Annotated in this window: 25 protein-coding genes; 9 read left to right on the top strand and 16 right to left on the bottom strand. The window is 47.4% G+C overall.

The features are described from left to right. Positions 1-201: 201 nt before the first annotated feature. The 3 genes from BC343_RS15285 (at position 202) to BC343_RS15275 (ending at position 1,741) form a co-directional block, all read left to right on the top strand. Positions 202-474, top strand: a complete 273-nt coding sequence (locus tag BC343_RS15285) for a hypothetical protein (protein WP_078348679.1) — start codon at positions 202-204, stop codon at positions 472-474. After that, a complete protein-coding gene (locus BC343_RS15280; protein WP_078348678.1) occupies positions 471-1,232 on the top strand; it encodes an MBL fold metallo-hydrolase in 762 nt (253 codons plus the stop codon). Before BC343_RS15285 ends, BC343_RS15280 begins: the two co-directional genes overlap by 4 nt. A gap of 86 nt (positions 1,233-1,318) precedes the next feature. Next, on the top strand, positions 1,319-1,741 hold the full coding sequence (locus BC343_RS15275; RefSeq protein WP_078348677.1) for a BLUF domain-containing protein: 423 nt from the start codon (positions 1,319-1,321) through the stop codon (positions 1,739-1,741). Between the two features lie 3 nt (positions 1,742-1,744). Here BC343_RS15275 and BC343_RS15270 read toward each other — a convergent pair whose 3' ends face one another. Both BC343_RS15270 and BC343_RS15265 read right to left on the bottom strand, forming a co-directional pair. Then, the gene (locus BC343_RS15270; RefSeq protein ID WP_143822205.1) at positions 1,745-2,155 is read right to left on the bottom strand and encodes a hypothetical protein; all 411 of its coding nucleotides are present in this window, start codon (positions 2,153-2,155) and stop codon (positions 1,745-1,747) included. Between the two features lie 111 nt (positions 2,156-2,266). Next, positions 2,267-3,244 (bottom strand): glycoside hydrolase family 5 protein, encoded by a 978-nt coding sequence (locus tag BC343_RS15265; protein ID WP_078348675.1) that lies wholly within the window; start codon positions 3,242-3,244, stop codon positions 2,267-2,269. 122 nt (positions 3,245-3,366) lie between these two features. Between BC343_RS15265 and BC343_RS15260 the strand changes: the two genes are divergently transcribed. The 3 genes from BC343_RS15260 to BC343_RS15250 all read left to right on the top strand — a co-directional run bounded on the left by BC343_RS15260 (position 3,367) and on the right by BC343_RS15250 (position 6,848). Further along, positions 3,367-4,653 (top strand): DUF2851 family protein, encoded by a 1,287-nt coding sequence (locus BC343_RS15260; protein WP_078348721.1) that lies wholly within the window; start codon positions 3,367-3,369, stop codon positions 4,651-4,653. A 1-nt stretch (position 4,654) separates the two neighbouring features. Beyond that, complete coding sequence (locus tag BC343_RS15255; RefSeq protein ID WP_078348674.1) at positions 4,655-4,876, top strand: PspC domain-containing protein; 222 nt, start codon at positions 4,655-4,657, stop codon at positions 4,874-4,876. 241 nt (positions 4,877-5,117) lie between these two features. Continuing rightward, entirely contained in the window at positions 5,118-6,848 is a 1,731-nt protein-coding gene (locus tag BC343_RS15250; RefSeq protein ID WP_078348673.1) for a tetratricopeptide repeat protein, read from the top strand. Positions 6,849-6,919: 71 nt separating this feature from the next. Here the strand turns inward: BC343_RS15250 and BC343_RS15245 are convergent, their stop codons facing one another. The 7 genes from BC343_RS15245 to BC343_RS15215 form a co-directional block, all read right to left on the bottom strand. Further along, a complete protein-coding gene (locus BC343_RS15245; protein WP_078348672.1) occupies positions 6,920-7,852 on the bottom strand; it encodes a DUF72 domain-containing protein in 933 nt (310 codons plus the stop codon). 35 nt (positions 7,853-7,887) lie between these two features. Beyond that, positions 7,888-9,012, bottom strand: coding sequence for a sulfotransferase family protein (locus BC343_RS15240; protein WP_078348671.1), 1,125 nt, complete (start codon positions 9,010-9,012; stop codon positions 7,888-7,890). A gap of 275 nt (positions 9,013-9,287) precedes the next feature. Further along, on the bottom strand, positions 9,288-10,052 hold the full coding sequence (locus tag BC343_RS15235) for an SDR family oxidoreductase (RefSeq protein WP_078348670.1): 765 nt from the start codon (positions 10,050-10,052) through the stop codon (positions 9,288-9,290). 257 nt (positions 10,053-10,309) lie between these two features. Further along, positions 10,310-10,705 carry a helix-turn-helix domain-containing protein gene (locus tag BC343_RS15230; RefSeq protein ID WP_078348720.1) on the bottom strand — a complete coding sequence of 132 codons (396 nt, stop codon included), beginning with the start codon at positions 10,703-10,705 and terminating at the stop codon, positions 10,310-10,312. Positions 10,706-10,957: 252 nt separating this feature from the next. Then, positions 10,958-12,559 carry an amidase gene (locus BC343_RS15225; protein WP_078348669.1) on the bottom strand — a complete coding sequence of 534 codons (1,602 nt, stop codon included), beginning with the start codon at positions 12,557-12,559 and terminating at the stop codon, positions 10,958-10,960. Between the two features lie 203 nt (positions 12,560-12,762). Continuing rightward, the gene (locus BC343_RS15220; protein WP_078348668.1) at positions 12,763-13,272 is read right to left on the bottom strand and encodes a hypothetical protein; all 510 of its coding nucleotides are present in this window, start codon (positions 13,270-13,272) and stop codon (positions 12,763-12,765) included. 35 nt (positions 13,273-13,307) lie between these two features. Further along, positions 13,308-14,651, bottom strand: coding sequence for an alkaline phosphatase family protein (locus BC343_RS15215; protein ID WP_202909802.1), 1,344 nt, complete (start codon positions 14,649-14,651; stop codon positions 13,308-13,310). 268 nt (positions 14,652-14,919) lie between these two features. Here BC343_RS15215 and BC343_RS15210 point away from each other — a divergent pair, with 268 nt between their 5' ends. Continuing rightward, on the top strand, positions 14,920-16,230 hold the full coding sequence (locus BC343_RS15210; RefSeq protein ID WP_078348666.1) for an MFS transporter: 1,311 nt from the start codon (positions 14,920-14,922) through the stop codon (positions 16,228-16,230). A 123-nt stretch (positions 16,231-16,353) separates the two neighbouring features. On the opposite strand, the gene BC343_RS15205 is transcribed toward BC343_RS15210, so the two are convergent. The 7 genes from BC343_RS15205 to BC343_RS15175 all read right to left on the bottom strand — a co-directional run bounded on the left by BC343_RS15205 (position 16,354) and on the right by BC343_RS15175 (position 22,093). Beyond that, entirely contained in the window at positions 16,354-17,043 is a 690-nt protein-coding gene (locus BC343_RS15205) for a DUF1345 domain-containing protein (protein WP_078348665.1), read from the bottom strand. Positions 17,044-17,076: 33 nt separating this feature from the next. Beyond that, positions 17,077-17,280 (bottom strand): YwbE family protein, encoded by a 204-nt coding sequence (locus tag BC343_RS15200; RefSeq protein ID WP_078348719.1) that lies wholly within the window; start codon positions 17,278-17,280, stop codon positions 17,077-17,079. Positions 17,281-17,323: 43 nt separating this feature from the next. After that, entirely contained in the window at positions 17,324-17,578 is a 255-nt protein-coding gene (locus BC343_RS15195) for a hypothetical protein (protein WP_078348664.1), read from the bottom strand. Positions 17,579-17,584: 6 nt separating this feature from the next. Further along, positions 17,585-18,919 carry an argininosuccinate lyase gene (argH, locus tag BC343_RS15190; protein ID WP_078348663.1) on the bottom strand — a complete coding sequence of 445 codons (1,335 nt, stop codon included), beginning with the start codon at positions 18,917-18,919 and terminating at the stop codon, positions 17,585-17,587. Between the two features lie 302 nt (positions 18,920-19,221). Then, on the bottom strand, positions 19,222-20,286 hold the full coding sequence (locus BC343_RS15185) for a M20 family metallo-hydrolase (protein ID WP_078348662.1): 1,065 nt from the start codon (positions 20,284-20,286) through the stop codon (positions 19,222-19,224). A 75-nt stretch (positions 20,287-20,361) separates the two neighbouring features. After that, the gene (locus BC343_RS15180) at positions 20,362-20,712 is read right to left on the bottom strand and encodes a single-stranded DNA-binding protein (RefSeq protein WP_078348661.1); all 351 of its coding nucleotides are present in this window, start codon (positions 20,710-20,712) and stop codon (positions 20,362-20,364) included. Between the two features lie 127 nt (positions 20,713-20,839). Beyond that, positions 20,840-22,093: a DUF2130 domain-containing protein gene (locus BC343_RS15175; protein ID WP_078348660.1), complete on the bottom strand. Its 1,254-nt coding sequence runs from the start codon at positions 22,091-22,093 to the stop codon at positions 20,840-20,842. Positions 22,094-22,406: 313 nt separating this feature from the next. Here BC343_RS15175 and BC343_RS15170 point away from each other — a divergent pair, with 313 nt between their 5' ends. Together BC343_RS15170 and BC343_RS15165 are read left to right on the top strand one after the other, a co-directional pair. Next, positions 22,407-23,066: a GDSL-type esterase/lipase family protein gene (locus tag BC343_RS15170; RefSeq protein ID WP_162276878.1), complete on the top strand. Its 660-nt coding sequence runs from the start codon at positions 22,407-22,409 to the stop codon at positions 23,064-23,066. Positions 23,067-23,173: 107 nt separating this feature from the next. Continuing rightward, complete coding sequence (locus BC343_RS15165) at positions 23,174-23,809, top strand: HAD family hydrolase (protein ID WP_078348658.1); 636 nt, start codon at positions 23,174-23,176, stop codon at positions 23,807-23,809. The last annotated feature ends 40 nt before the right edge of the window (positions 23,810-23,849 follow it).

Here is a 23,849-nt window from a genome sequence, read left to right as displayed (position 1 = left end):
AACTAAAGCTATCTAAAAGTTTTTAAAATATTTTAAGAAGTTGCGTTTTTATTTAACGAAAACGTTGTAGATACTTTCATGAGGCCTCGGCAAGTACTTGGTGAACGTCGACGGAACGGAATGATGCCGAGTGTTGCGCTAACGTAAAAAACATCCCCTTCCCTATCGGGTTAACGGGTAATTATCCTATTTTTGGAAACCATGCTAACAATCACCAATCATACGCTGGAGAAACTGGAACTGCTGCTAAAATCGGCAGGGTACCGGGTGCGTTACGAGAAGGGCAACTTTAAAACAGGAGCCTGCCTGCTGCAAAGCAGCCGCATGATAATGGTGAACAAATTTGCTAACCTGGAGAGCAAAATAGCAGCGGTAGCCGAACTGGCACGCACCCTGGAGATAGACCTGCACCTGCTCGACGAAAAACAGGCGGCCTTTTTACATCAACTAAAACAAACCACCCTGCAACTGTGACCATCACCTTCCTTGGAACCGGAACCTCGCAGGGTGTACCCGTTATTGCCTGCGAATGCGAAGTATGCATCTCTACCGATAAGCGCGACAAACGCCTGCGCACATCGTTACTGATAGAGAGCGATGATAAAACCGTGGTAATAGATTCGGGGCCAGATTTTAGGTACCAGATGCTGCGCGCCAAAGTAATGCATTTGGATGCCATTGTTTTCACTCACGAGCATAAAGACCACGTGGCTGGTATGGACGATATACGCGCCTTCAATTACAAGCAGCAAAGCGCCGTTGATGTATATGCCGACATGCGCGTGCAAACCGCCCTGCGCCGCGAGTTCCCTTATATTTTTGATGATAAGGGCTACCCCGGCATCCCGCAGATAGAGTTGCATACCATTGGGCTGGAACCCTTTGATATAGGCAGTATACATTTTATCCCCCTGCAGGTAATGCATTATAAATTGCCTGTGCTGGGCTTCAGGATAAAAGACCTCGTTTACATAACCGATGCCAAAACGGTAGATGAGAGTGAACGCCAAAAAATACGCGGCTGTAAAACACTGATAGTAAATGCCCTGCAAAAAGAAAAGCACATATCGCACTTCACTTTAGAGGAGGCCATTGAATTTGCACATGATATTGGTGCCGAAGCCACCTACTTTACCCACATCAGCCACCGCATGGGTAAACATGCAGATATCGACCCCGAATTACCTGCTGGTATACACCTGGCCTACGACGGATTAAAGCTGGAAATTTAAGGCTTTCGCATTCCCATATTGTTTATTTTACTTATTGACATTCAGGTGATTATTAAACGCTTAAATTGCGGGCAATATCCCCCGATATGAAAAATTTACTTTATGTGAGCACCTCGCGCACCCTGTTGGGCGACGAGATTTTAATGGAGATACTGGAAGTATCGCGCCGCAACAACAAACTACACAACATTACAGGCGTTTTGCTGTATTGCGAAGGCAGTTTTATACAAGTGCTGGAAGGCGATGATGATGAGGTTGATACCATTTTTGAAAAAATAGAACGCGATAACCGCCACAAAAACGTCATCGTGATGATGAATGAACCCATTGAGAAGCGCAACTTCCCCAATTGGGCTATGGGCTTTGGCTTGATGAGCGATGAGGATTCGTGCAAGTTTATTGACGACATTACTACTACAGAAAGTATTATGTCGAAAACCGGCGACCATCCCTCAATAGCCTTGTTGAAGGCTTTTATAGAAAGCAACAACCTGGTGGTAAACCATTAACAGCTATTCTATTTCGATATAGCTGATGTCGTCAATAGTGGCGCGGTAGGCTTTGTTGTGCCCTTTCTGCCGCAAATCAACCCTGCCGCGCACGGTTACCATCCTGTCATTAAGTTTGTTGCCGGCTCCATCTTCGGAGGCAAAGAAGCCTTGGTGTGTGCCCTTGAGGTATAGCGGGCAGTCCTGCGAAAAGTTTATCCAAAAAGCGCGGCTTTCGCCATGGATGGCGTATAGGCTATCGTTTACCAATGCGGAAAGATCCTTACCCTCGGCAAACCGTCCCGATACCTCCACATATTGTTTGTCGTAATGGGTAATGCTATCGGCCAGTGCTGCGTAGCCTATTTTTTTGTAGGAGATGTCGGCACTACAGTCGCTGGTGTAAAGCTTTTTATTGTGAGCGCAACTGTGCAAAAGCCATGCTATTGCTACTGGTAACCACAAAACAACTGCATGCCGCATAAGCCATTTAGTTTTTCACAATTTAGGCAAAAGCACCGGGCTATTTGGCTATGCTATTGTAAATTATTTGTTCAACTGCCGTAACGCCTTGCGGATGTATTGCCCTGCATAAGTTAGTTGTTCTTCCGTCCAGCCGCCGGTGGCGGGCGCGACGGGTTCCAGCAGGGCGGTGGTTTCATCTTTATCCGTGAGGTTCCAATTGGCCCAACTGAGCTGGTTAACGTTAAGCCAATCCATCCAGAGTTTTGTTTTGCTTCGGCTAAATTGCCCGTTGCCATTGCTTTCGCCTACGCCCCACTCGGTCACCATTAGTGGCAAGCCCATTTTCATGGCCTTATCGGCACGGGCACGCAGCTTTTCCTGGTGGTTTTTATCTGATGCATAAAAGTGAAAGGAATAAGCAATATTGTTAAACCCCTTAATGGGGTCGGCGGCGGCTATATCGACATCCTGGTCCCAATGCGGGCTGCCTACTATGATGAGGTTCTTGCTATCGTACCTGCGTATCTCGGGTATTACCTGCAGCGCATACGCCTTTACGGTATCCCAGCTTACCTTCTCGGGCTCGTTCCAAATTTCGTATATCACGTTAGGCACGCCGCTGTACTTTTTAGCCATTTCGGCGAAAAACTGTTTAGCTTCAGCAGTGTGCAAGTGGCTGTTATGGTCGTGCCAGTCTATCAGTACATAAATGCCGTTTTTTATAGCAGCATCTGCAACATCAATCACTATCTGTTTTTGCTCGGCAGGTTGCTGCAGGTAACCGCCGGCGGGCTGCACGCCCATTGATGCCCGTAGCAGGGATATTTTAAAGTCCTTCACCAGCCAGTTAACCACATCGGCATTATAGTACTTCTTCCCGGCCCATAAACTCCAGGAGAGGCTTACACCACGCAATTGCGGCGGCTGCCCGTTTTGGTTAACAATACGGCCGTCTTTAACGCTTAACTCACCGTTCTTTTTTACGGGCGAGCCGGATGGTTGCGCAAAAGTTAGGGCTGCGATAAACAAAGTAAAGGCAGATAAAAGAAACTTTTCCATAGGCCTACAAGGTAAGTAAACAGCAGCGAAGAAAAATATCGCAAAGGAATTTATTTTACCAAAATATTTAGCAAAACTTGTATATTCATCCCAATAAAAAACTAAACCGAAAGCTGGCCGCCATGGTACTCACTGAAGACTTTTTGCATTACGTATGGAAGTTCCGCCTGTTTGATAAGCAGGACTTGCGCACCACTACAGGCGAAGCTTTAGAAATATATTCGGTAGGCTTACACAACACCCATGCGGGGCCCGATTTCCAGAATGCGCGCATACGCATTGGCGACACTACCTGGGCGGGCAATGCCGAACTGCATATCAATTCGGCCGACTGGCAACGCCACGGGCACACCGGTAATGGTGCGTATGATAATGTAATATTGCACGTGGTATATACCGATGATGCACCGGTAACCCTCGCCAACGGCCGCCCGCTACCTACACTGGAATTAAAGGATCGTATTAGCGCCGACCTTTATCAGCGCTACCATAATCTTGTATTCGGCAACCAAACCGTTATACCCTGCGAGGGCAACATTAGCCGTGTAGACCCGCTTACCATGCACAACTGGCTTACCCGTGTATTGGTAGAGCGATTAGAGAAACGCACCGAAGCCGTAAATGCCACGTTAGCCAAAAACCGCGGCGATTGGGAAGAAACCTTTTACCAATACCTTGCCGCCAACTTCGGGTTTAAAACTAATGCGCTGCCGTTTGAGCTAATGGCCAAATCGTTACCGCAAAACATACTGGCCAAGCATAAGAACAACCCGCTGCAAATAGAGGCATTGATATTTGGGCAGGCGGGCTTTTTAGAGGCAGAACCCGAGGATGAATATCCGCGCAGCCTGAAAAAAGAGTACGACTACCTGCGGAAGAAATTCAACCTCACTCCTATTGAAAACCACTTATGGAAATTTATGCGGATGCGCCCGCAAAACTTCCCTACGGTGCGGTTGGCGCAGTTTGCCGCGCTCATAATACAAAGCAGCTACCTGTTCTCGAAAATTCTCGAACTAAAAGAAGTAAAGGAATTGCGTGCCTTATTTGCTGATATAAAAGTTAACCCCTATTGGGAAACGCATTACCGGTTCGATAAAGAATCGCCGCCTGTGGGCAAACATTTCGGGCAGGCATCGGTTGACACGGTGTTGCTGAATACCGTTGCTTTGTTCCTGTTTTGTTATGGCAAACACATGGGGCAAAGTTTTTATACCAGCCGCGCGTTAAAACTGTTAGAAAATATACCTGCTGAAAATAACCATGTTACGCAGGAATTTGCTACCTTAGGGGTAAATATTTTCACGGCGTTCGAATCGCAGGGGCTGCTCGAGTTAAAAAATAATTATTGCAGCTATAAGAAATGCCTGCAATGCGGCGTTGGAGTGAAAATACTAAAACCGGCTTGATATGCTACAACGGATAATCACCTTTTTTGAGCGCTACTCTTTTGGGGTATGCACTTACCTGGGCGAGCGTTTCAACGTATCCATCGCCAAAATACGCTTGTTTTTTATCTACTCGTCGTTCCTGGCAGTAGGGTTCCCTTTGATATTTTACTTTTTTGCGGGTATAGTTCTCGATATACGCAATTACGTAAAACGCCGCCGCTCACGCGCAGTGGATATGTAAGGCCGGATGTGCAGATGTGCAAATTACAGATGTGCAGATGAACTCCGTTGTATACGATAAGCACATCATAACCACGAGGCGGTGCCCCCACCGCCGGAAGAATTTTAACGTATAGCATAGCCCCCGGTTCCTTTACTCAGTCCTGTTACCCGCTTTTGAATCAAAATAACAAAACGAATATTACGTCGTCGCTTTTTCAAAGCTAATTATCTAAATTGCAGCAACTTAAAACTCTGCCGCAATGAAGATCAAACACCTGCTCGCACTCGGCGCTCTGCTTTGTACAGCTTTAATCAGCGCGCGGTCGTTATACACAAGCCGTATTAGCCAAAAGCAGCCTGTAAAATGGTACAGGTATCCGCAGGTGCGTGCAAGCCTTTGCACACCTTTATTTGGTTATGCCGACACCGCAGCGGGCGAAATACCTGCCTTAAAAGGCTGGGGCAATTATAAATGGAAGGTGAGCCACGCTACCGATAGCGCGCAGTTTTATGTAAACCAGGGCTTTAGCATGTATTTTGCCTTTCATGCTATTGAAGCCATCGCTTCTTTCGAAAAAGCCACCCGGCTGGCACCGCAATGCGCAATGGCATGGTATGGAAAATCGTTATCAATGGGGCCAACCATTAACTACCCCAATGGCTATGCACCACCCACCGGCGCTTATGAAGCGTCTGTAAAAAGTAAACAACTCTTTAATACCTGCTCGCCCTTAGAGCAGGCCTTAATTACCGCCATGCAGCAACGCTACAGCAGCGATACCACCATTAGTGTTAGGCAACTACGGGTAAACTACGCCGCTGCCATGAAACAGGTTTACACCAGATACCCGCAAAATGCCGATGTGTTGGCGCTATATGCAGATGCGCTGTTGCTTTTACACCCGTGGGACTTGTACAACCACGATCAAGGCCCCAAAGCCTGGACCGCCGAAATACGCACGGTATTAGAAAAAGCGCTTGCTCTCGCGCCAAAACATCCTGGTGCCAACCACTACTACATCCATACCATGGAGGCCTCGGCCACGCCACAATTGGCACTTAAAAGCGCTTACCTGCTCGATACCCTGATGCCCTCGGTGTCACATGTAACGCATATGCCATCGCATATTTACATCCGCACCGGGCACTATGGCCGTGGTATTGCCGATAATATTGCAGCAGTAAAGGGCTACCATCAATATGCCGCGCAATACAAGCCTGTAACCACTTTAGATTTCCTGTACGAGTTTCATAACATTCACCTCAAAATAAACTGCGCACAAATGGCCGGCAACTATCAAATTGCTGCCACAAGTGCCGATACCCTGCAGCAATTGGTTGTACCTTACCAATCGGTAAAAGGGGCCGAAGGCAATTATATGCAATACTTTTATATGCAGCCGGTATTTACTGCATTACGCTTTGGCCGCTGGGATGATATTTTAAAACAAGCACCCGTAGATACTTTAGGCTATGCCTCGGTACTTTTACATTTCGCAAGAGGAATGGCCTTTTGCGGCAAAGGCGACGCCAACGTAGCAGCGATGGAACTGGCAGCGATGGAACAGAAAATGCAAGCACCTGAATTAAAGGTGCCGCTGGGCAATTTTAGTTCGGCTTACGAGGCCGCAGGTGTAGGCAAACTGATATTACAAGGCGTAATCGCGCAAACAAAGGGCGACTTGCCACCTGCGGTAACGTTGCTGCAACAGGCAGTTGTAGCCGAAGACCATATTATATACAACGAACCACGCGACTGGCCTCTACCCGCACGCCAATACCTGGGTAATGCGCTGTTAAAAGCGGGAAGGAAAGCCCAAGCCATAACGGTACTAAATAAAGACCTAACAATAAACCCCGACAATGGCTGGGCCTTAACAGGATTGCAGTTCGCTTACGCAGGCAACACTTTTAAGCTGCAAAAGTTAAATAAACAATTGGCGAAGGCCTGGAAAATTAAAGATACCAAAATAGAACGCCCGGTATTTTAGGGTGAAATGTTGATTTAACGGGCATTTCCCAGATTGGACAACTTTTTGAAAGTTGTCAAATCTAATTGGGATCAAAATAGCGTTGGCACTCCGGATAAACCCTCATCTTTCAAGATGAACTGCGGCCGCATCAGATCGGTACCCAGACGTTTGTTTAATTTATCTATTACGTAATCGCAAAGCTCGGGGCTGTAGCGTTCATCGTGCTGGTGCATAAAAAACCATACCGACTGCAGGCCTAAGTCTTTCCATTGCACAATACGGTCTACCCATTCATCGCAACGGCTGTAGTCTGTAGGGTGCAGGCTGTTGCCTACGAAGCGGATGAAGGCATGCGGTGTGGGCAGCATCATGTGCAGGCAATCGCGCCGGCCGCTGGCATCGGTTAGTATGCTGCCAATATTAAGGCGCTTGAACAGGTTAAAAACCGCGCTTCTGTTTTCGGGCACAGCAAACCAATCTTTATGGCGAAGCTCTACAAACACGGGAACATCTGTAGGAAGGCTTTCGAGGTATGCGGTTAGTTCGGGCAGGCTTTTGGGCGTATAGTTATCGCTCAGTTGCAAAAACAGGGGGCCAAGCTTATCGCCAAATGCCATAATACCTTCGTAATAGCTGGTGGTAATATCTTCGGCATTTTTTAGCCTGCGTATATGGCTTATGCTCTGCGAAAACTTGGGGCAAAATTTAAAGTCGGGGTTAGCATCGGCCTTTGCTTTCCACTTGCCAATGGTATCGGGGCCATAGGTTTGGTAAAAGGTGGCGTTCAGCTCTATGCAGTTGAAGTGCTTAACGTACTCATCCAAAAAATTAGCATCCTTGGTTTTGGGCGGGTATATTTTGCCAACCCACTCCTTACGCCCCCACTTGGCGCAACCGGCGCGTACCTGTAAAGGCTCCGTAGTACCGGCATTTCGCAGGGTTTCTACGGTAAACTCCGGGTCGGGCGGCAGGCTAAAATCTATCAGGTTGAGCTGATCTTCGGTTACGCGGCCAAATTCCATATTGCTATATTTTTTGGCAAGATAAGCAGATTTTTTTACCTGACTAACCTATATTTCAACCGCAGCCATATACGCTCCAATAAATCAATGACAGGTAATGCGTAACCAAGTGTACCGGCTTCGGCACTCAGGTAAGCGGCTATAAGTTTCTTTTCTTCGGCATTCAAGACATCGTTCCTTTCCTCCTTTTTTGACTTTACGATATTCCCTCCATCTTTATCCGCCCCGAACGAACTGTTAGGTTCGGCAGGCATACCCGCTACAGTCGCCTGCCCCAAAACAGGCAAATTGGCAATACCCAGCAGCAGCGCCATCTCTTCTATTACTGCTTTGGGTTGGTTGCAAAGCTGTTCATAATGTACTAAAAGATAGGCCGGATCATCTTCGCTTCTTTCTCTTTCCGCAATGATGTAAGATATTTTTAATGCCCGTAAAGCGCCTTTAAAGGCTGCACCCGGTTCCATCACCTTGCGCGATGCAATAGTGGCTAAGGGCTCGCGTATCACGTGTATAATGCGGGCATCGGGTGCTTCCTGCCTTATCCTGTCAAGATATTGCTCGTTAGTTGGCGTTTTATCAATCCAATACTTCGCTTTTAAATTATTGGTGCAACTGGCATAGGCCAATACAATGGCCAAATGCGGCCATTGCGTACCCGGGCGATGCTCTACTGCCTGCCACCAGCTTAGCACATAACGCGCAAAACTTACGTAAGGAGATGCCTCAGCAATACTGCGCCCCAATAGCCAATACGGCGCCTGGTTAACGGGGTTGGCCAATCTGCGCAGCCACTCGGTACCCAAATGCTTTGCCCATTCCGTTTGCGGGAGTTTGGATAAATGACGCTCCTGGTTGGTATAAAAAGTGCCTTCTGAAGGCAGCACACACAGGCGCGGATGTCCGTCGAGCAGGTTACGAACGAGCGTGGTGCCGCTACGGTGTACGCCGCAAATATAAACAGGCCGGGTGGCAAGCCGCAGTCCGTCTGTAACCTCCATCTCGCTTAAAGGCATAGGGCCCAAACCAACAGCCTCATCCCACACCAATGCCGACCACTCCCTTGCCTTGGCAAGCAAAGCCGGATCAGGGCTATCCTGAATGCGTTTTACGGTAAGCAAGGCATTGAGTTGTTCTTCGGCTTCGGCAATGCGTAAGAGCATGAGTATCGTTTTAAGAGGATACTTTTAAAATGCTTTGGGGGTTGCTTTGTTAAACGGTTATTTGCAATGGGGTTATTTAACCACGGAGGACGCAGAGGTTACACGGAGATTCACAGAGCCTACATAGCGGTGATGAAAATGAACACGAATTAAAACAAAAACGCCAAGCCACTTTTTCTTTGCGGTTTGGCGTCTTTATGTGAAGTAGCTTTTATTCTCCGTGAACCTCCGTGCAACTTCAATATAACTCCGTGGTTAAAAACACATAGCTCTCTTTACAAGAACATACCACCTGAAGCTTCTATCCTTTGTGCGTTTATCCAGCGGGCTTCTTCCGAGCACAGGAAGGCGATAACACCGCCGATATCGTCCGGCTGGCCGGGGCGGCCAAGGGCAGTTATCGACGAGATGAAATCGTGCATACCCGGGTGGCTGTTAAAGGCACGTTGCGTAAAATCGGTTTCCACAATGCCCGGCGCAACCAAATTGGCAGCAATACGGCGGCTGCCCAGCTCTTTGGCCAAATACTTGGTGAATACCTCTATAGCACCTTTCATGGATGCATAGGCAGCATAGCCCGGTGTTGCAAAGCGGGTAAGCCCTGTCGAGAGGTTAATAATGCGCCCGCCATCGGCAATGGTAGTGAGCAGCGTTTGGGTTAAAAAGTAAACGCCTTTAAAGTGCACGTTCAGCAAGTTATCAAAGTCCTCTTCGGTGGTTTGGGCGAAGGGAGATGCAGCATCTATACCGGCATTATTGATCAGGAAATCGAAAGTATCGCGGTTCCATTTTTCTTTCAATACAGCGGTCAATGCTTCCTTAAATTGCGGGAACGATTTTACCACGCCTGTATCTATTTGCAAAGCCGCGGCCTTTAAGCCAAGGGCTTCTATTTGCGCAACTACTTCGTCGGCCTCTTCTTTTTTGCTGCGGTAGGTTACAATCACGTCGTTACCCTTAGCGGCTAATTTTAATGCAGCGTTTTTACCAAGGCCCCTGCTTCCGCCTGTTATTAATGCAATTTTGTTTGTCGGTTCCATTTTTTTGTTTCTTTAGATATTGATACAAAGGTGCGACAAGATTCGTTTCAAAAAATGGTGACAGCTTCCGAAAAAATGGTGATAGCTTCAGTATTTTAACACGATTTGAGGAATGGTTGGCTGTTTTGACAGGATTTAGGGATGTCAGGATTAAAACAGGATTTTTTTGCTGAATCCCAATTCAACACCCTGTAATTTAAGAGCTAAGCTTGGCAACCTCGTGGCTAAACATGAACGCCTTGCAGATTGTCGGCTCATTAAACGGCGACTAATCCTACTTCTGCCAAAGCTTCCCTGTATTGCTTGGGCGTTACACCCTCGAAGCGCTTGAAAAATTTGGTGAAGTTTGATGGGTCGAAGGTGAGTTTGTAGGCTATTTCCTTTATCGGCACGTTTTGCTCTAACAGCTCCTTTGCTATTTCCATTATCCGTTTTTCGAAGAAAAAGCATGGGGCTTTGCCGGTGGTAAGTTTAATGGTATTGCTGAGGTGCGTTGGGTGGATATGCAAAACATCGGCCAGGTCGCGTATCTCGAACATTTCTGTGGTACGCTCCTGCATAATATCGTCCAGGTGCTTATCTATCGCCAGCAAAAAATCGCTGGTGATCTCATCCTTGCGGGCCAAATATTTTTTTGGTAACGGAGCGGGCATAGTCAGTTTGCAGTTCGCGGTGTGCAGTTTGCTTTTACCAAAGGTAATAATAAACAATGTCATTTCGACGAACAGCGGGAGGGCAAACGCGGGGCGTGAGGAGAAAACTTCGACATAATGCATAGCGTAAATGCAAAGCCGCTATGCATAGCGTCAATTCAAATCGTTCAAGATATCTCGTCGCTTCGCTTCCTTCGATATGACATAAATGTTATGAGAACTGCCTACTGCAAACCGCCCACTGCAAACTACTTACAGCGTTTCCTTAAACTCCGGTTTTGTTCTTTTCTTCGATGCCTGCTCGTAGGCGTATGCAAGGGTTAGCAACTCCCCTTCTTTCCATGCCGTACTAAAGAACGACCAGCCCATAGGCAGCCCGTGCCAGTTGCCCATAGGCACCGTAATGTGCGGGTAGCCTGCCATGGCCGCAGGTGTAGAAAAACCGAAGCCATTATCATAATCGCCGTTTAAAATATCGGTGCAGCTTGCAAATCCGTTGGTTGGCCCGCAAATTGCATCCAGCTTATTTTCGGTCAGGATGCTATCTATAACTTTGCGGCTTACACCGGTCGACTTCTCCAACGCATCAAGATATTCTTTACTGCTGAGGTCACCTTTGGCCTCGGCCTCAACCAATTCCTCCTGCTTAAAAAAGGGCATGGCTTTGGGTTCGTTAGCCTTGTTGAATGCAATTACATCGGCGAGTGTTTTCACTTTGGCATCAGCCTTGGCCAGGTATTTATTTACACCATCTTTAAACTCGTAAAGCAACACCTGGAACTCGGCACCGTTGGCAGGTTTTAATGCTTTATAAACCTCTACTTCCACTACTTCCGCGCCTTGCTTTTTCAGGGTTTCTATGGTCTCCTTCATCAGCATTAACGTACCGTCGTTCGCGCGTTCTATTTTCTCTACGCCAATGCGTTTGCCTTTCAAGCCGTTGGCATCAAGGAATTTTGTATAGTCGGTTGCGGGCTTGGCGTTCAGGGTGGCTTTATCGTTAGGGTCGGCGCCTGCTAAAGCGCCAAGCAGTATAGCGGCATCGCGCACGGTACGCGTCATTGGCCCCGCCGTATCCTGCGTAGCCGAAATTGGGATAATGCCACTACGGCTAAGCAAGCCCACTGTTGGCTTAATACCCACCAGGCCGGCAACGGACGATGGCGAAACCACCGAGCCATCCGTTTCTGTACCCACGGCCACCGCACACAAATTAGCAGATGCCGCCGTACCAGACCCAGAACTGGAGCCGCTGGGGTTCCTGTCTAACACATAAGCGTTTTTAGTTTGCAAACCCCTACTGCTCCAACCACTGGTAGAGCGCGACGAACGAAAATTTGCCCATTCGCTCAAATTAGTTTTACCCAACAGCACCACGCCGGCCTCGCGCAGTTTATGTACAATAAAGGCATCCTGTTTGGCATAATGCCCCTCCAATGCCAGCGAACCCGCCGTAGTTTGCATAGTATCGCCTGTATCAATATTATCTTTTATCAGCACGGGTATGCCATGCAGCGGGCCGCGCACTTTACCTGCTTTGCGTTCTTTATCCATCGCATCGGCCATATCCAATGCGCTTTTGTTTATTTCGATAACCGCATTCAGCTTCGGCCCTGTCTTATCTACTGTATCAATTCTTTTTAAATATAATTCCGTTATGCTGCGCGAGGTGTGTTTACCATCTGCCATCAGTTTCTGCAAACCATCAATAGTTATTTCGTTCAGTTCGAAATCATCTGTTGCCGGCGTTTCGGTTTTTGTATCTGCCGATGGGGTACTGCACGATGCTGCGCCTAATGTGGTTAATGTTAGGCCTGCTAAAGTGCCGGTTTTTAAAAAGTTTCTGCGTTGCATATGGGGAGGGAATTGAGGAGGTAAGGTAAGTATTTTAGTGGTTATTTTACCACGGAGGACACAGAGAGAAAAACGCGGAGATACACAGAGCCTATATAGTGGCAAAAGAGTATTTTGAGTTTCATCTCTTAACCCATTTGCAAGGCTCTCTGCGAACCTCTGTGAAACCTCTGAGAACTCTGTGGTTAAATTAGCCACCCATGTTAGTCCGGTAAAAACTCGGTTCTTACAGGCGGCGGTATCACCAATTCGGGGTTGAGGTTGGGTACCAGCCGATGCAGCACATCGCGCGGCATATTACCTACATCTAAAAAGGTCCAGCTCTCGCCTTTGGTTTCGCTTACGCCTAACAAATACGATTTGCTGCGGTAGCGCCCTATCGATGTGCGCAATATAATTTCTTCGGGAAGCAGGCAATACCATTGCCCTGCATTTTTATAAATTTTACCGGGCTTACCAACGGTTCCTTCAAAGCTGGTGATACCCTGCTTTTTGAGGGCATCCATGCGTTCGGTTATGAGTTGCGCTAACTGTGCTTTACCGCCCGATAGCTCGATAAGCGCGGGATAAGTGCCGGCAATAATGTGCTCTACATCGCCCTGAAATGTGGCATGAGCAAATAACCCTGCCTGGCGTTTTACAACGGTGGTATCCTGAGCTTTTAGAAAAAAGGGTAAAAGAATTAAAATAAATAATGGAAAAAGCTTCCTCAAATCGCTAAACAAATTACTGCCCTTTCCACAGTTTTTTAATAAGTGATCTCATTCCTTCTTTTACGCCTGACAACCTTTTTCATCAATACTTTATTGGCCAGCGCGGGGGTACCGTCTACCTTTTCGGTAATGTTGAGCCCTAATATACGCGCTACAAGGTTATAAACATCAACATTGGGGAACGATTCTATCTTGAGGTGCCTTTTAAAGGCCGGCCCCCAGGCATAAAAAGTGGCGTGCATATCTTTTACTACCGATGGGTCGAAGCCATGCCAGCCGGGGTGCAGGTTTTTACGGTTCATGAGGTTGAAAACCCTTGGCCACTCGGGTATAAGCAGGATATCGCCAATGCGCCCATGCCAATCGTCGCTTGCGCCGTAGTGGAATTTTTCGGGCATGGCGGTTTTTAGGTATACCTTGTAATCCTTTGCTTCCCTGGTTAGCTCGTCGAAGGTGCTTTGTATGGCGCTTCTATCTTTGGCGTAAAGCTCTACTAACGTACCATCTCCCGTTACCCTGAACTTTGCGGTATCAATAGCTGCGGGTATGCCAATAGGGTTCTGGTTATCGATCTTGGTCATACCGTGGTCGGCAACGAAGATGAAGTTCACATCCAAACCCGTCTTTTTAACAGCCTTTTGCAGCGCATTCACTGCCGAATCTACAAAGTGTACCTCATGCTCTGTTTCGGGTGCATCGGGGCCGTAGGTGTGGCCGGCATGGTCTACCTGCGGGAAGTAGAAAGTAATTAAATGCGGGCGCTCTGCCGGTGGTAGTTTCAGCCAATTGACCACCGCTTTTATGCGGTTGTTGATCTCTATTTTTTCGTTATAGATGTAATAGTAAGTTGGGCGGGTATCTTTAATAGCCGCCTCGGATGCTACCCAGTAAAAGCTTGCGGCAAGCATCTTCTGCTGCTCGGCCAATACCCACAGCGGCGTACCGCCGTACCAGCTGCCGTCGGCTACCTTTGGTTTGTTGCTCATGTTGTAACTATCGTTACGGGCAGGGTCGTAAAAGCTGTTATTCACCAGGCCCGAGTGCGATGGGTATAAGCCGCTCACCAAGGCATAGTGGTTAGGGAAAGTAACCGACGGGAAAGATGGCACCATCGATTCGGCAGCCACGCCTTTGGCACGAAGTTTTTTCAGGTTAACTGCGTTGTGCTTATCGGCATAATCCCAGCGGAAGCCATCGGCAGAGATTAATATCACATAAGGTTTTTGCTGCTGCGCGGGGCTGTTTTTGCGGCCTGCAATTATCTGTTGTGTAGTATCGGGTGGCGGAGGCGTGTTTTGCGCAAAACTGCTTACACAAAACAGCATAAACGAAGCAAAAAGGGCGTACTTCTTCATCATTTGGTAATAACGTGGGCTCAAAAATATATATTACAAGTTAAGATATTGGTACTATAACATTAATGTTGCGAAGGGGGAATCTCATTCTAACGAGCGAGGGCATTGCGCGATTCCCTCCCTTGGGAGGGTGCAGGGAGGGGTTTCGTGGATTGTGCGAGTTGGATTTACTGGCTAACCCCTCCCTGCATTTGCGCGCACGCCCCACCCGCCCCTCCCCAAGGAGGGAATTTAGCTCCCCCTCCCAAACCAATTTATAATTCCTATCTTGCCTCAACCAAACAACCGCCCCATGCATACCACTACTACCAACACACCTTTAACTACCGCCGGCCGCATTAAATCAATAGTTGGCGGCTCACTGGGAAATTTGGTAGAATGGTACGATTGGTATGTTTACACAGCCTTTTCACTTTACTTCTCGGATGCCTTTTTCCCGGGGACAGATGAAACTGTTAAGCTTTTAAACAGTGCCGGATTGTTTGCTATTGGCTTTTTAATGCGCCCGGTGGGTGGCTGGCTAATGGGGACTTTTGCGGATAAACACGGGCGCAAAGCGGCGCTTACCTGGTCAGTTTTGCTGATGAGCGCCGGCTCACTTATTATTGCCATTACGCCCGACTATAATACCATTGGCATTGCTGCCCCCATATTGCTACTTTTCGCCCGCATTATACAGGGGCTTAGCGTAGGCGGCGAATATGGTACCAGCGCCACCTATCTCAGCGAAATGGCGGCCAAAAAGCACCGTGGTTTTTATTCCAGCTTTCAATACGTTACGCTTATTATGGGGCAGTTAACGGCATTGGGTGTGTTGGTGCTGCTACAACGCGTGTTCCTTACCGAAGAGCAATTGCATGCCTGGGGCTGGCGCATACCGTTCGTTATTGGCGCTATACTGGCCGTTATTACCATGTACCTGCGCCGCAGCCTTAAAGAGCCTGCCGCTTTTGCCGGTAAAGAAAATAAGGTACATAAAGATAGCCGGGGTACTATCCGCGCCTTATTGCAACACCCCAAAGCCGTGCTTACGGTTATCGGGCTTACGCTGGGCGGCACCGTTGCTTTCTATACTTTCACTACCTATATGCAGAAGTTTTTGGTGAATACCAGCGGTTTCAGCAAAAGCACAGCTACGCTGGTATCAACCTTTACGCTATTTATTTTTATGCTGGCGCAGCCTTTATATGGCTATATATCCGACCGTATAGGCCGCAAGCCCATGCTGAAAACCTTTGGCATATTGGGTACCTTAACTACCGTACCCATCCTGATGGCGCTAAGCCATACCAAAAGTGAGTGGGTAGCCTTTGCGCTTATTATGGCGGCTTTGCTGGTAGTAAGCAACTACACCTCCATCAACGCTGTAGTTAAAGCCGAACTTTTCCCCGCACATATACGCGCCCTTGGTGTAGGTTTCCCTTATGCTATTGCCGTATCTATCTTTGGCGGCTCGGCAGAGTACATTGCGCTCAGCTTTAAGCAAGCCGGCCACCAGGAATGGTTTTACTGGTACGTAACGGTTTGTATTTTGATATCGTTGCTGATATATGCAACTATGGTAGATACGCAGAAGCACTCGAAGATAGAGGAGGAGGTTTAAGTCGGAAAGTCCGATGTCCGGAAGTCCGAAAGAAGAAAAGCAATAACGAGAAAAGAAAGGTGCCTGTGAGTACGCAACCTCCGTCTTTTGGACTTGCCGACTTGCGGTCTTTCGGACTCTCCCCTACTTAGACACCAATCCAGATATCACATTTATACTCAGCGCCACAATGGCGGTGTTAAATGCAAAAGCGATAAGCCCGTGTGCCCAGGCTATGCGGCGAAGGTGGCGGGACGTTATTTGCACGTCGGATACCTGGAACGTCATGCCGATGACGAAGGAGAAGTACACAAAATCCATATAGTCCGGATCGGTGATATCTTTGGGGAACTCTAAGCCGCCTTTGGTACTGTCTTTAGCTGTAGAAGTATCGTAATACAAATGGGCATAACGCATGGTATAAACGGTATGCACCAGCCACCACGAAACTACCACCGCGCTCATGGCTAAAATAATGTAGCCGCTAATGGTTTCGTCAGACTGCCCCTTTGTTGATTTGAGTAGTAGGTACATGGCCACCAAACTCACCAGCGAGGCCGTCATCACAAAAAGGAAAACCAAATACCGGCTGCTATCTTCCAGGCTGGCTATCTTGCGTATCTCGCGCGGATGCGCCCACAAAATGATCACCCAGTTTAGTATGATAATGGTCAGCGCCACCGCTATCCAAACGATGAGTGTAATTTCAGGTACCGACTGCATCCCTCTCGACAAAAAGAAAGCCATCAGGCCAACCAGTAAAGCTATATACAAGCGGTAATGCGCATCCAACCGTAGCAGGAAGTATTTTTGAGGTTCTTTTACGGGTTGCATGTTGGTGAGTAGTAATTAGAGAGTGGTGAATGGTTAAAAATCGTCCTCTATTATTTCCGCTACGCGGCCCACTTGCCCGTCCTCCAGACGTACTTTTATGCCGCGCGAGTGGAACGAGGCGCTGGTAAGCAAATCTTTTACTATGCCGCGCGTTAGCTTGCCGCTGCGCTGGTCTTTTTTCAGGATGATATCTACTTCAAGTCCCGGGTATATGTCTGCTCTGTTTTGTCCGTTCATTTTATTTTCACCGATTGCACCGATTTGTATGATTTCACCGATTCTATTTTGTATTAATTGTTTCAAGGTCCGATGGCAAAATCCACAACGAGTTCGGTACCGGGTTATGATTAGCGAGTTTAAAGATATTTAAATCTGTATGGAACAAAACTAAAACGCGCTGGTTGTAAATTTCGTCGCCTATCACCTCGCCTTCTTCGCCAAGCAATTTCCAATAGTCATTCCAGGGTTCTGTACTTTCCGGCGCGGTTGTTTCTCCTAAAAACGTCTTTAATATAACTCGCACACCTTTTTGCATACAAACTTATTTTAATAAATTAGTTATCGCTTCTTCCACTTTCGTAAACCCAAAGCTGCCTAACACTTTTTCCAGCCCTTCAGTTATCTGCTGGTTTTGCAGGTTGCCTATGCTGCCTTCGTGGGTGTGGTTCACGGTTTTTTCGGGGTTGAAGTTATCTTGTTCTATATCGAGGCCAATTTGTTTGTAGGCATCGCGGAAAGGCGTACCGTTTAGTACGGCCTTGTTTACTTCCTCTACGCTGAAGAGGTAGGCGTACTTAGGGTCGTTTAATATATTTTTGTTTACGCTGATATTCTGGAGCATAAAGGTTGCCATGTGCAGACAGTCCAGCAGGTCGGCAAAAGCCGGGAACAGCAGTTCTTTCAGCAATTGCAATTCGCGGTGGTAGCCCGATGGCAGGTTGGTGGTCATCATGGCCACATCGTTTGGCAGGGCTTGCAGGCGGTTACATTTGCCGCGCATAATTTCCCACACATCGGGGTTCTTTTTATGCGGCATAATACTGCTGCCTGTAGTGAGGCTTTCGGGGTAACTTACAAAGGCAAAATTCTGGCTCAGGTACAGGCATTGGTCCATAGCCATTTTGGCAAGGGTTGCCGCTACCGATGATAGTGCCTGCGCAATAATGCGCTCGGTTTTACCGCGGCCCATTTGGGCGTAAACCACGTTATGGTTAAGGCTCTCAAACCCCAGCAGCTGCGTAGTAAGCGTACGGTTAAGCGGAAACGACGAGCCATAACCCGCTGCGGAACCCAATGGGTTTTTGTTGGTTATCTTCCAGGCGGCAAGTACCAGTTCCAGGTCGTCGGCAAGGCTTTCGGCATAAGCACCAAACCACAGCCCGAACGATGACGGCATGGCCACCTGCAAATGCGTATAGCCGGGCAATAAAACATCTTTATGTTCTTCGCTTAGTTTTATCAGCTGGCGGAAGAGTTTTTCTACCTCTTCAACAACTTCCTGTATTTTATGGCGGAAGAAGAGTTTTAAATCAACCAGCACTTGGTCGTTACGCGAGCGGCCGCTATGTATCTTTTTACCGGCATCGCCAATACGCTGAGTTAGCAGCATCTCTACCTGCGAGTGTACATCCTCTACCCCATCTTCAATGGTAAAATTACCGGCCTGTATATCGGCATAAATGGCCTTTAGTTCTTTTTGTACCTGGGCGAGGTCATCGGCACCCATCAGCCCAATAGTTTCCAGCATGGTAGTGTGGGCCAGCGAACCAAGCACATCAAAAGCCGCCATTTCCCGGTCGAGCTCGCGGTCGCGCCCTACGGTGAAGGTTTCTACTAATTGGTTTACGTTAGTTGTTTTTTGCCATAACTTACTCATGGTGCAAATATAGAATTAAATGGGTTGGTGAACAGCCTCAAAAAACGTTGTCATTTCGATGAGCAGCGGGCAGGAAAAGAGCCAGAGGGCGAAGAGAAATCTTCGACACATTGCTAAGACGATTTGCAAAGCGTTCATGCATTGGGGATTTGCATAGTGGCTTAGCGTATCGTACAGGATTTCTCCTCACGCCACGCACTCCCACCCCACTGTTCGTCGAAATGACATCGGGGGGGGGAGGAACAGATTTGACAACTTTTAAAAAGTTGTCAAATCTAACCAGGGATAACGAATACTCTCCCCTAAACTATTTTACTCAGCATCTCAATGTATAGCGCTATCCCCTTCCCTATTTCGTCTACATATATAAACTCGTCGGCCATGTGGGAGCGGGCGCTGTCGCCGGGGCCTATTTTGATGGATTGGATATCCAGCAGCGATTGATCCGACGTAGTGGGCGAGCCGTATGGTGTGCGGCCAAGGGCTATGCCTGCCTGTACAAAAGGGTGGTTCTTATCTATTGATGATGGTTTTAACCTGATAGAGCGTGGTTTTACATCGCAGCTTACGTGTTGGCGTATTATCTCCAATACTTCCTCGTTACGGTAAGCATCAGTTACGCGTACATCTACCGTAAAGGTGCAGGTGGCAGGTACCACATTATGCTGCGAGCCGGCGTTGATGATAGTAACCGACATCTTTATCGGACCGAAAACTTCCGACTCTTTCGGGAACCTGTAATTGCGGAACCACTCAATATCTGCCAGTGCTTTGTAAATAGCGTTTTCGCCTTCTTCGCGGGCAGCGTGGCCGGCTTTGCCATGGGCAGTGCAATCCAACACCATCAGGCCGCGTTCGGCAACGGCAAGGTCCATCAGCGTAGGCTCGCCCACTATGCCGAAGCTGAGTTCGCCTAAGTCGGGGATGATTAGTTCCAAGCCGTTCACGCCGGATATTTCTTCTTCGGCGGTGGTGGCCAAACAAAAGTTATATTTCAGGTTCTCCTGCTCAAAATAATACAGAAACACCGCAATGAGCGATACCAGGCAGCCGCCGGCATCGTTACTACCTAAGCCAAAAAGTTTATCGCCTTCTATTTTGGCGTCGTAAGGGTCGCGGGTGTAGCCCGAGTTAGGTTTAACGGTATCGTGGTGCGAATTGAGCAGGATGGTAGGCTTGGATGCCTCAAAATGCTTGTTCCAGGCCCAAATGTTGTTCAGCTTACGGTGCGTGGTAACGCCGTGTTGCTGCAGGGTAGTTTCTATCAGGTCGGCCGTGCGGTCTTCCTCTTTACTGAAAGATGGTATCGAAATTAATTGCTGGAGCAGTGTAACTGCCTGTTGCTGCAATGTTGCTAATTCTGCCATAGATGCGGGTATTTCCCCGTTGATGTTATGATGCAAAATTAATGTTTTTTGTGGATTAAGCTAAGTGCTTTATCCCTATATATCGGCCATTGCCGCGCCCACTACTTCTATACGGCCGGCAATTACTTCGAGGTTGTAACGCCTTACTCGTTGTTCATCTACAAAAGAGGTTGTGTGTATTTTACCTTCAACATACAGCGTTTGCCCGGCGCGCAGCTTAAGCCCATCCTGAGCCAGCAATTTTTGCGGAACTTTAACCTTGTGGTATTCGTGATGCGGGGGTTGTTTCGACTCTTTTTTTACCTGCTCGGATGTATGCAGGCTGATGCATAAAAATGCGTTACCTTCCGTATCGGTACACTCACTGATGCCTTCGCCCAGCGTCCCTAACAAAATTACCCTGTTTACCCCTATATTATTCAACATAAACCCAATACCGTATTGTACGCGGTTGCCTGGTATTATTTAACCCCATAAACAGCAACGGCTACACAAATATGCGTAGCCGAAATTTATTGGCAAATAGATTATTCCTAAACAGATTAACCAATTGTTAGTCTAACAGTAGAGGGTCATCGTCGTCCTCACCAAGGCTAAGCTGTATCATATCGTTACCAGCTATGCCTTCTATCGAGCCCTTGATGTGAGCCGCATTCAGTAATACTTTATCCAGTTGCTTTTCGCGGGCCTTCCACATTTTCTCCATCGCATCGCGTTCTTTTTGTATAGATAGGCGCATACTCATATACCCCTCGCGAATGGCCTTCCATTGTTCGGAAAATTCGCTGCTGGTAAGGTAATCATACAATAGGTGCATTTTATCGCCTTTGTTATCCTGCGATTTTGCCAGGTTAGCCAGCTTCACCACACCATCGCGCAGTATGTAGCTTACGGCCCGCACCTCGTCAAAACTGCATATCCAAACGCCGTCGCGCTCGCCAAAGCAATCCATCCCCTTTGGGTAGCATTGGGTAACTATTACGGCCACATCCACATTCATGGCGCGCATATCTTTCTTCAGCTTATCTATCCAGTCGCCACCGAAGGCTGTAGTGCGTTTGCTTTCGTAAATAATTTTGCCGCATTCCTGCCCAAACTGATTGCGCACGGTTTGCACACAATCTGCCCCGCGCACGCCCTTGCCTACTTCGCTTATTACATCAAAAGGGAAATGCTGGCGCAGCAATTCTTCCAATATAAGCTCCTGCGCCTCGCCCTGTAACTGCATCGAGCCTTGTTCGGCACGGCGCTTCATCTCGTCAACCAGGCGCTTTTGGTCTTCCAGTTGCTTTTCCATTTCCTTCACCTTCAGTTGGTGCTCGGTATCTTTAATGGAATATTTTTCTACCTCCTGTTTACGTATTTGCTCGGTTAATTCGGCGCGCTGCTCCTGCAATTTACGTTGGGTGGCCAGCTCCATCTCTTCCTCTTTTTGCTTGAGGCTTTGTTCGCGCTGCATAAACTCCAGTTCCTTTTGGCGGGCATCCTTCAGCTTTTCGGCATTGGCTTGTGCCTCGTTTTTGGCTATGAGCAATTGGTTCTCAAAATCGGATGCTATGGTTTTGCGCAGGTTTTCTTCAAGCGTTTGCTGCATGGCTTTTTTCTCGTTGGCCAGGCGTTGCTCAAAATCCTGCTGCTGCTGGCGTTGGGTGCGGCTAAACTCGTCTTCTTTCTTTTTAAACTCGTCTTCCTTCTGGCGCTTAAAATCCGCCATTTGCACGCGCAACTGCTGTTTATATTCTTCGGCCATTACCTCCTCAATAGGGAAACCGTGGCCGCAACTGGGGCATTTTACTTCTGTAGGCATAACACAAATCTGATAATTTAAGTCGGATTACGCTAAAGATTGTGAATAAAATGCTCAAAATTTTAGTTTTTTGAGTGTGGCGCTTTTTAACGCAGAGGGGCACAGAGGTTACGCAGAGGTTCACAAAGAACTCATATTGTGGTTATTTACTCACGCAAAAGCGCTAAGCCGCAAAGTAAAAGAACTTGCGTTATCTATAAATTCAACTCGCTTTCTAACTTTTAGGTCATTTGCAAGGCTCTCTGCGAACCTCTGTGGTTAAATAACCACTTCAACTAATCACCCCGAAAGCTCAATGTTATATATTTGCTACATGAATAAAAAGAAAAACATCGCCCTCGGCATATCGATCTTACTGAACGTTGCCTTCGTGATGTTTTTTGTAGGCAAGCGGATTTACTACAGCAACCACGACTTTTTTCACCCGCCGGTAAATAACCTAACAAGACTACTTAGCGAGAAACCCGACACCGCCGACGTGATATTTTTAGGCACAAGCCTTACTTATGGTTTCCCGTTGCAAGAGGCTTTTAACAACCCTCATATCAAAAATTGCGGGCAAGCCGGCATAACCACCTCAGGCCTTATTACACATTTGCAGCAAATAGTAAAAAGGCACCCCAATAAAATATTTTTGGAAGGCGGCATAAACGACCTCCGTAAAAACCTGGGCAGCGAGGTAGCTTACAACAACATTGCTAAAATGCTGGATATGGTTAAGGCCGAATCTCCCAAAACCACTATCTACATGCAATCGATAATGCCTACCGATTCGAGCTACTTAAACAAGCAGATACTGCCTTTAAACGGAAGGATAGAGACCCTCGCAAAGGATAAAAACGTTATCTACATTGATCTATACAGTGCCCTTGCTAAAAATGGCGAACTCGATAGAGCTGCAACCATTGATGGTATACACTTTAACAGCGTTGGCTATTACCTGTGGCGCAGGGCTATTGAATGCTACTTATAGTGAATAAATTATAAGGTGGCATATTTTGCTCGTGATTTGTGATAATTTGATTCCGTTAGTGAAATTCGTGTTCACTCAAATATCTTTGCGATTAAATAAACAAACACATGCTTACAAAACCCGACAGCCTCATTTTTGATATGGATGGCACCCTTTGGGATGCTGTTGACACTTACGCACACTCGTGGAACGTAATGTTCGAAGAACTGGGCATCGATAAAAAAGTAAGCCGCCAACAGCTTTCGGGCATGGTGGGTTGGGAAGGCAAAAAAGTGGTTGAAGTAATGATGCCCGATTTTGAGCCCGAAAAACGCTGGGAAATATATGGCCAGGTGAATGAGAAACGCAAAGTGCTTATCCCCCAAATGGGCGGCATACTTTACGATGGCGTAAAGGAGGGGTTGGCGCAACTTGCCGAAAAATACCAGCTATTTATACTGAGCAATTGTGCCGCCGGCGTTATCCGCCAGTTTATAGATTGGGCTGGCATAGACGCGCACATTACCGACGAAATTGCTTACGGCATAAACTTTATGCCCAAGCAGCATAACATCAAACTACTGGCCGATAAGTACGATTTGAAAGCACCTGTTTACGTAGGCGATACCGAAGGCGACGGGCACCAAAGCCGCTTAGCGGGTATCCCCTTTGTATTTGTGAGCTATGGTTTTGGCCAAACTAACGACTATGACGAGAAGTTTGACGATTTTAAATCGCTGACTGATTATTTTTTAAACTTATAACCTGCATTTGCGTTAGCTTTACGTAACAAAACCCATTGAT

The sequence above is a fragment of the Mucilaginibacter pedocola genome (assembly GCF_002013915.1).
GTDB classification, from domain to species: domain Bacteria; phylum Bacteroidota; class Bacteroidia; order Sphingobacteriales; family Sphingobacteriaceae; genus Mucilaginibacter; species Mucilaginibacter pedocola.
Note: the sequence above shows the minus strand (reverse complement) of the source record. Positions and strands in the feature narration are given on the sequence as shown.

Bases quoted from the DNA above. Each gene is read 5' to 3' on its own strand.
- BC343_RS15255 (WP_078348674.1), top strand. From the start codon at position 4,655: ATGCTACAACGGATAATCACCTTTTTTGAGCGCTACTCTTTTGGGGTA.
- BC343_RS15245 (WP_078348672.1), bottom strand. From the start codon at position 7,852: ATGGAATTTGGCCGCGTAACCGAAGATCAGCTCAACCTGATAGATTTT.
- BC343_RS15225 (WP_078348669.1), bottom strand. From the start codon at position 12,559: ATGCAACGCAGAAACTTTTTAAAAACCGGCACTTTAGCAGGCCTAACA.
- BC343_RS15285 (WP_078348679.1), top strand. From the start codon at position 202: ATGCTAACAATCACCAATCATACGCTGGAGAAACTGGAACTGCTGCTA.
- BC343_RS15235 (WP_078348670.1), bottom strand. From the start codon at position 10,052: ATGGAACCGACAAACAAAATTGCATTAATAACAGGCGGAAGCAGGGGC.
- BC343_RS15165 (WP_078348658.1), top strand. From the start codon at position 23,174: ATGCTTACAAAACCCGACAGCCTCATTTTTGATATGGATGGCACCCTT.
- BC343_RS15265 (WP_078348675.1), bottom strand. From the start codon at position 3,244: ATGGAAAAGTTTCTTTTATCTGCCTTTACTTTGTTTATCGCAGCCCTA.
- BC343_RS15240 (WP_078348671.1), bottom strand. From the start codon at position 9,012: ATGCTCTTACGCATTGCCGAAGCCGAAGAACAACTCAATGCCTTGCTT.
- BC343_RS15170 (WP_162276878.1), top strand. From the start codon at position 22,407: ATGAATAAAAAGAAAAACATCGCCCTCGGCATATCGATCTTACTGAAC.
- BC343_RS15260 (WP_078348721.1), top strand. From the start codon at position 3,367: ATGGTACTCACTGAAGACTTTTTGCATTACGTATGGAAGTTCCGCCTG.
- BC343_RS15275 (WP_078348677.1), top strand. From the start codon at position 1,319: ATGAAAAATTTACTTTATGTGAGCACCTCGCGCACCCTGTTGGGCGAC.
- BC343_RS15180 (WP_078348661.1), bottom strand. From the start codon at position 20,712: ATGTTGAATAATATAGGGGTAAACAGGGTAATTTTGTTAGGGACGCTG.
- BC343_RS15185 (WP_078348662.1), bottom strand. From the start codon at position 20,286: ATGGCAGAATTAGCAACATTGCAGCAACAGGCAGTTACACTGCTCCAG.
- argH (WP_078348663.1), bottom strand. From the start codon at position 18,919: ATGAGTAAGTTATGGCAAAAAACAACTAACGTAAACCAATTAGTAGAA.
- BC343_RS15175 (WP_078348660.1), bottom strand. From the start codon at position 22,093: ATGCCTACAGAAGTAAAATGCCCCAGTTGCGGCCACGGTTTCCCTATT.
- BC343_RS15200 (WP_078348719.1), bottom strand. From the start codon at position 17,280: ATGAACGGACAAAACAGAGCAGACATATACCCGGGACTTGAAGTAGAT.
- BC343_RS15210 (WP_078348666.1), top strand. From the start codon at position 14,920: ATGCATACCACTACTACCAACACACCTTTAACTACCGCCGGCCGCATT.
- BC343_RS15205 (WP_078348665.1), bottom strand. From the start codon at position 17,043: ATGCAACCCGTAAAAGAACCTCAAAAATACTTCCTGCTACGGTTGGAT.
- BC343_RS15250 (WP_078348673.1), top strand. From the start codon at position 5,118: ATGAAGATCAAACACCTGCTCGCACTCGGCGCTCTGCTTTGTACAGCT.
- BC343_RS15195 (WP_078348664.1), bottom strand. From the start codon at position 17,578: ATGCAAAAAGGTGTGCGAGTTATATTAAAGACGTTTTTAGGAGAAACA.
- BC343_RS15230 (WP_078348720.1), bottom strand. From the start codon at position 10,705: ATGCCCGCTCCGTTACCAAAAAAATATTTGGCCCGCAAGGATGAGATC.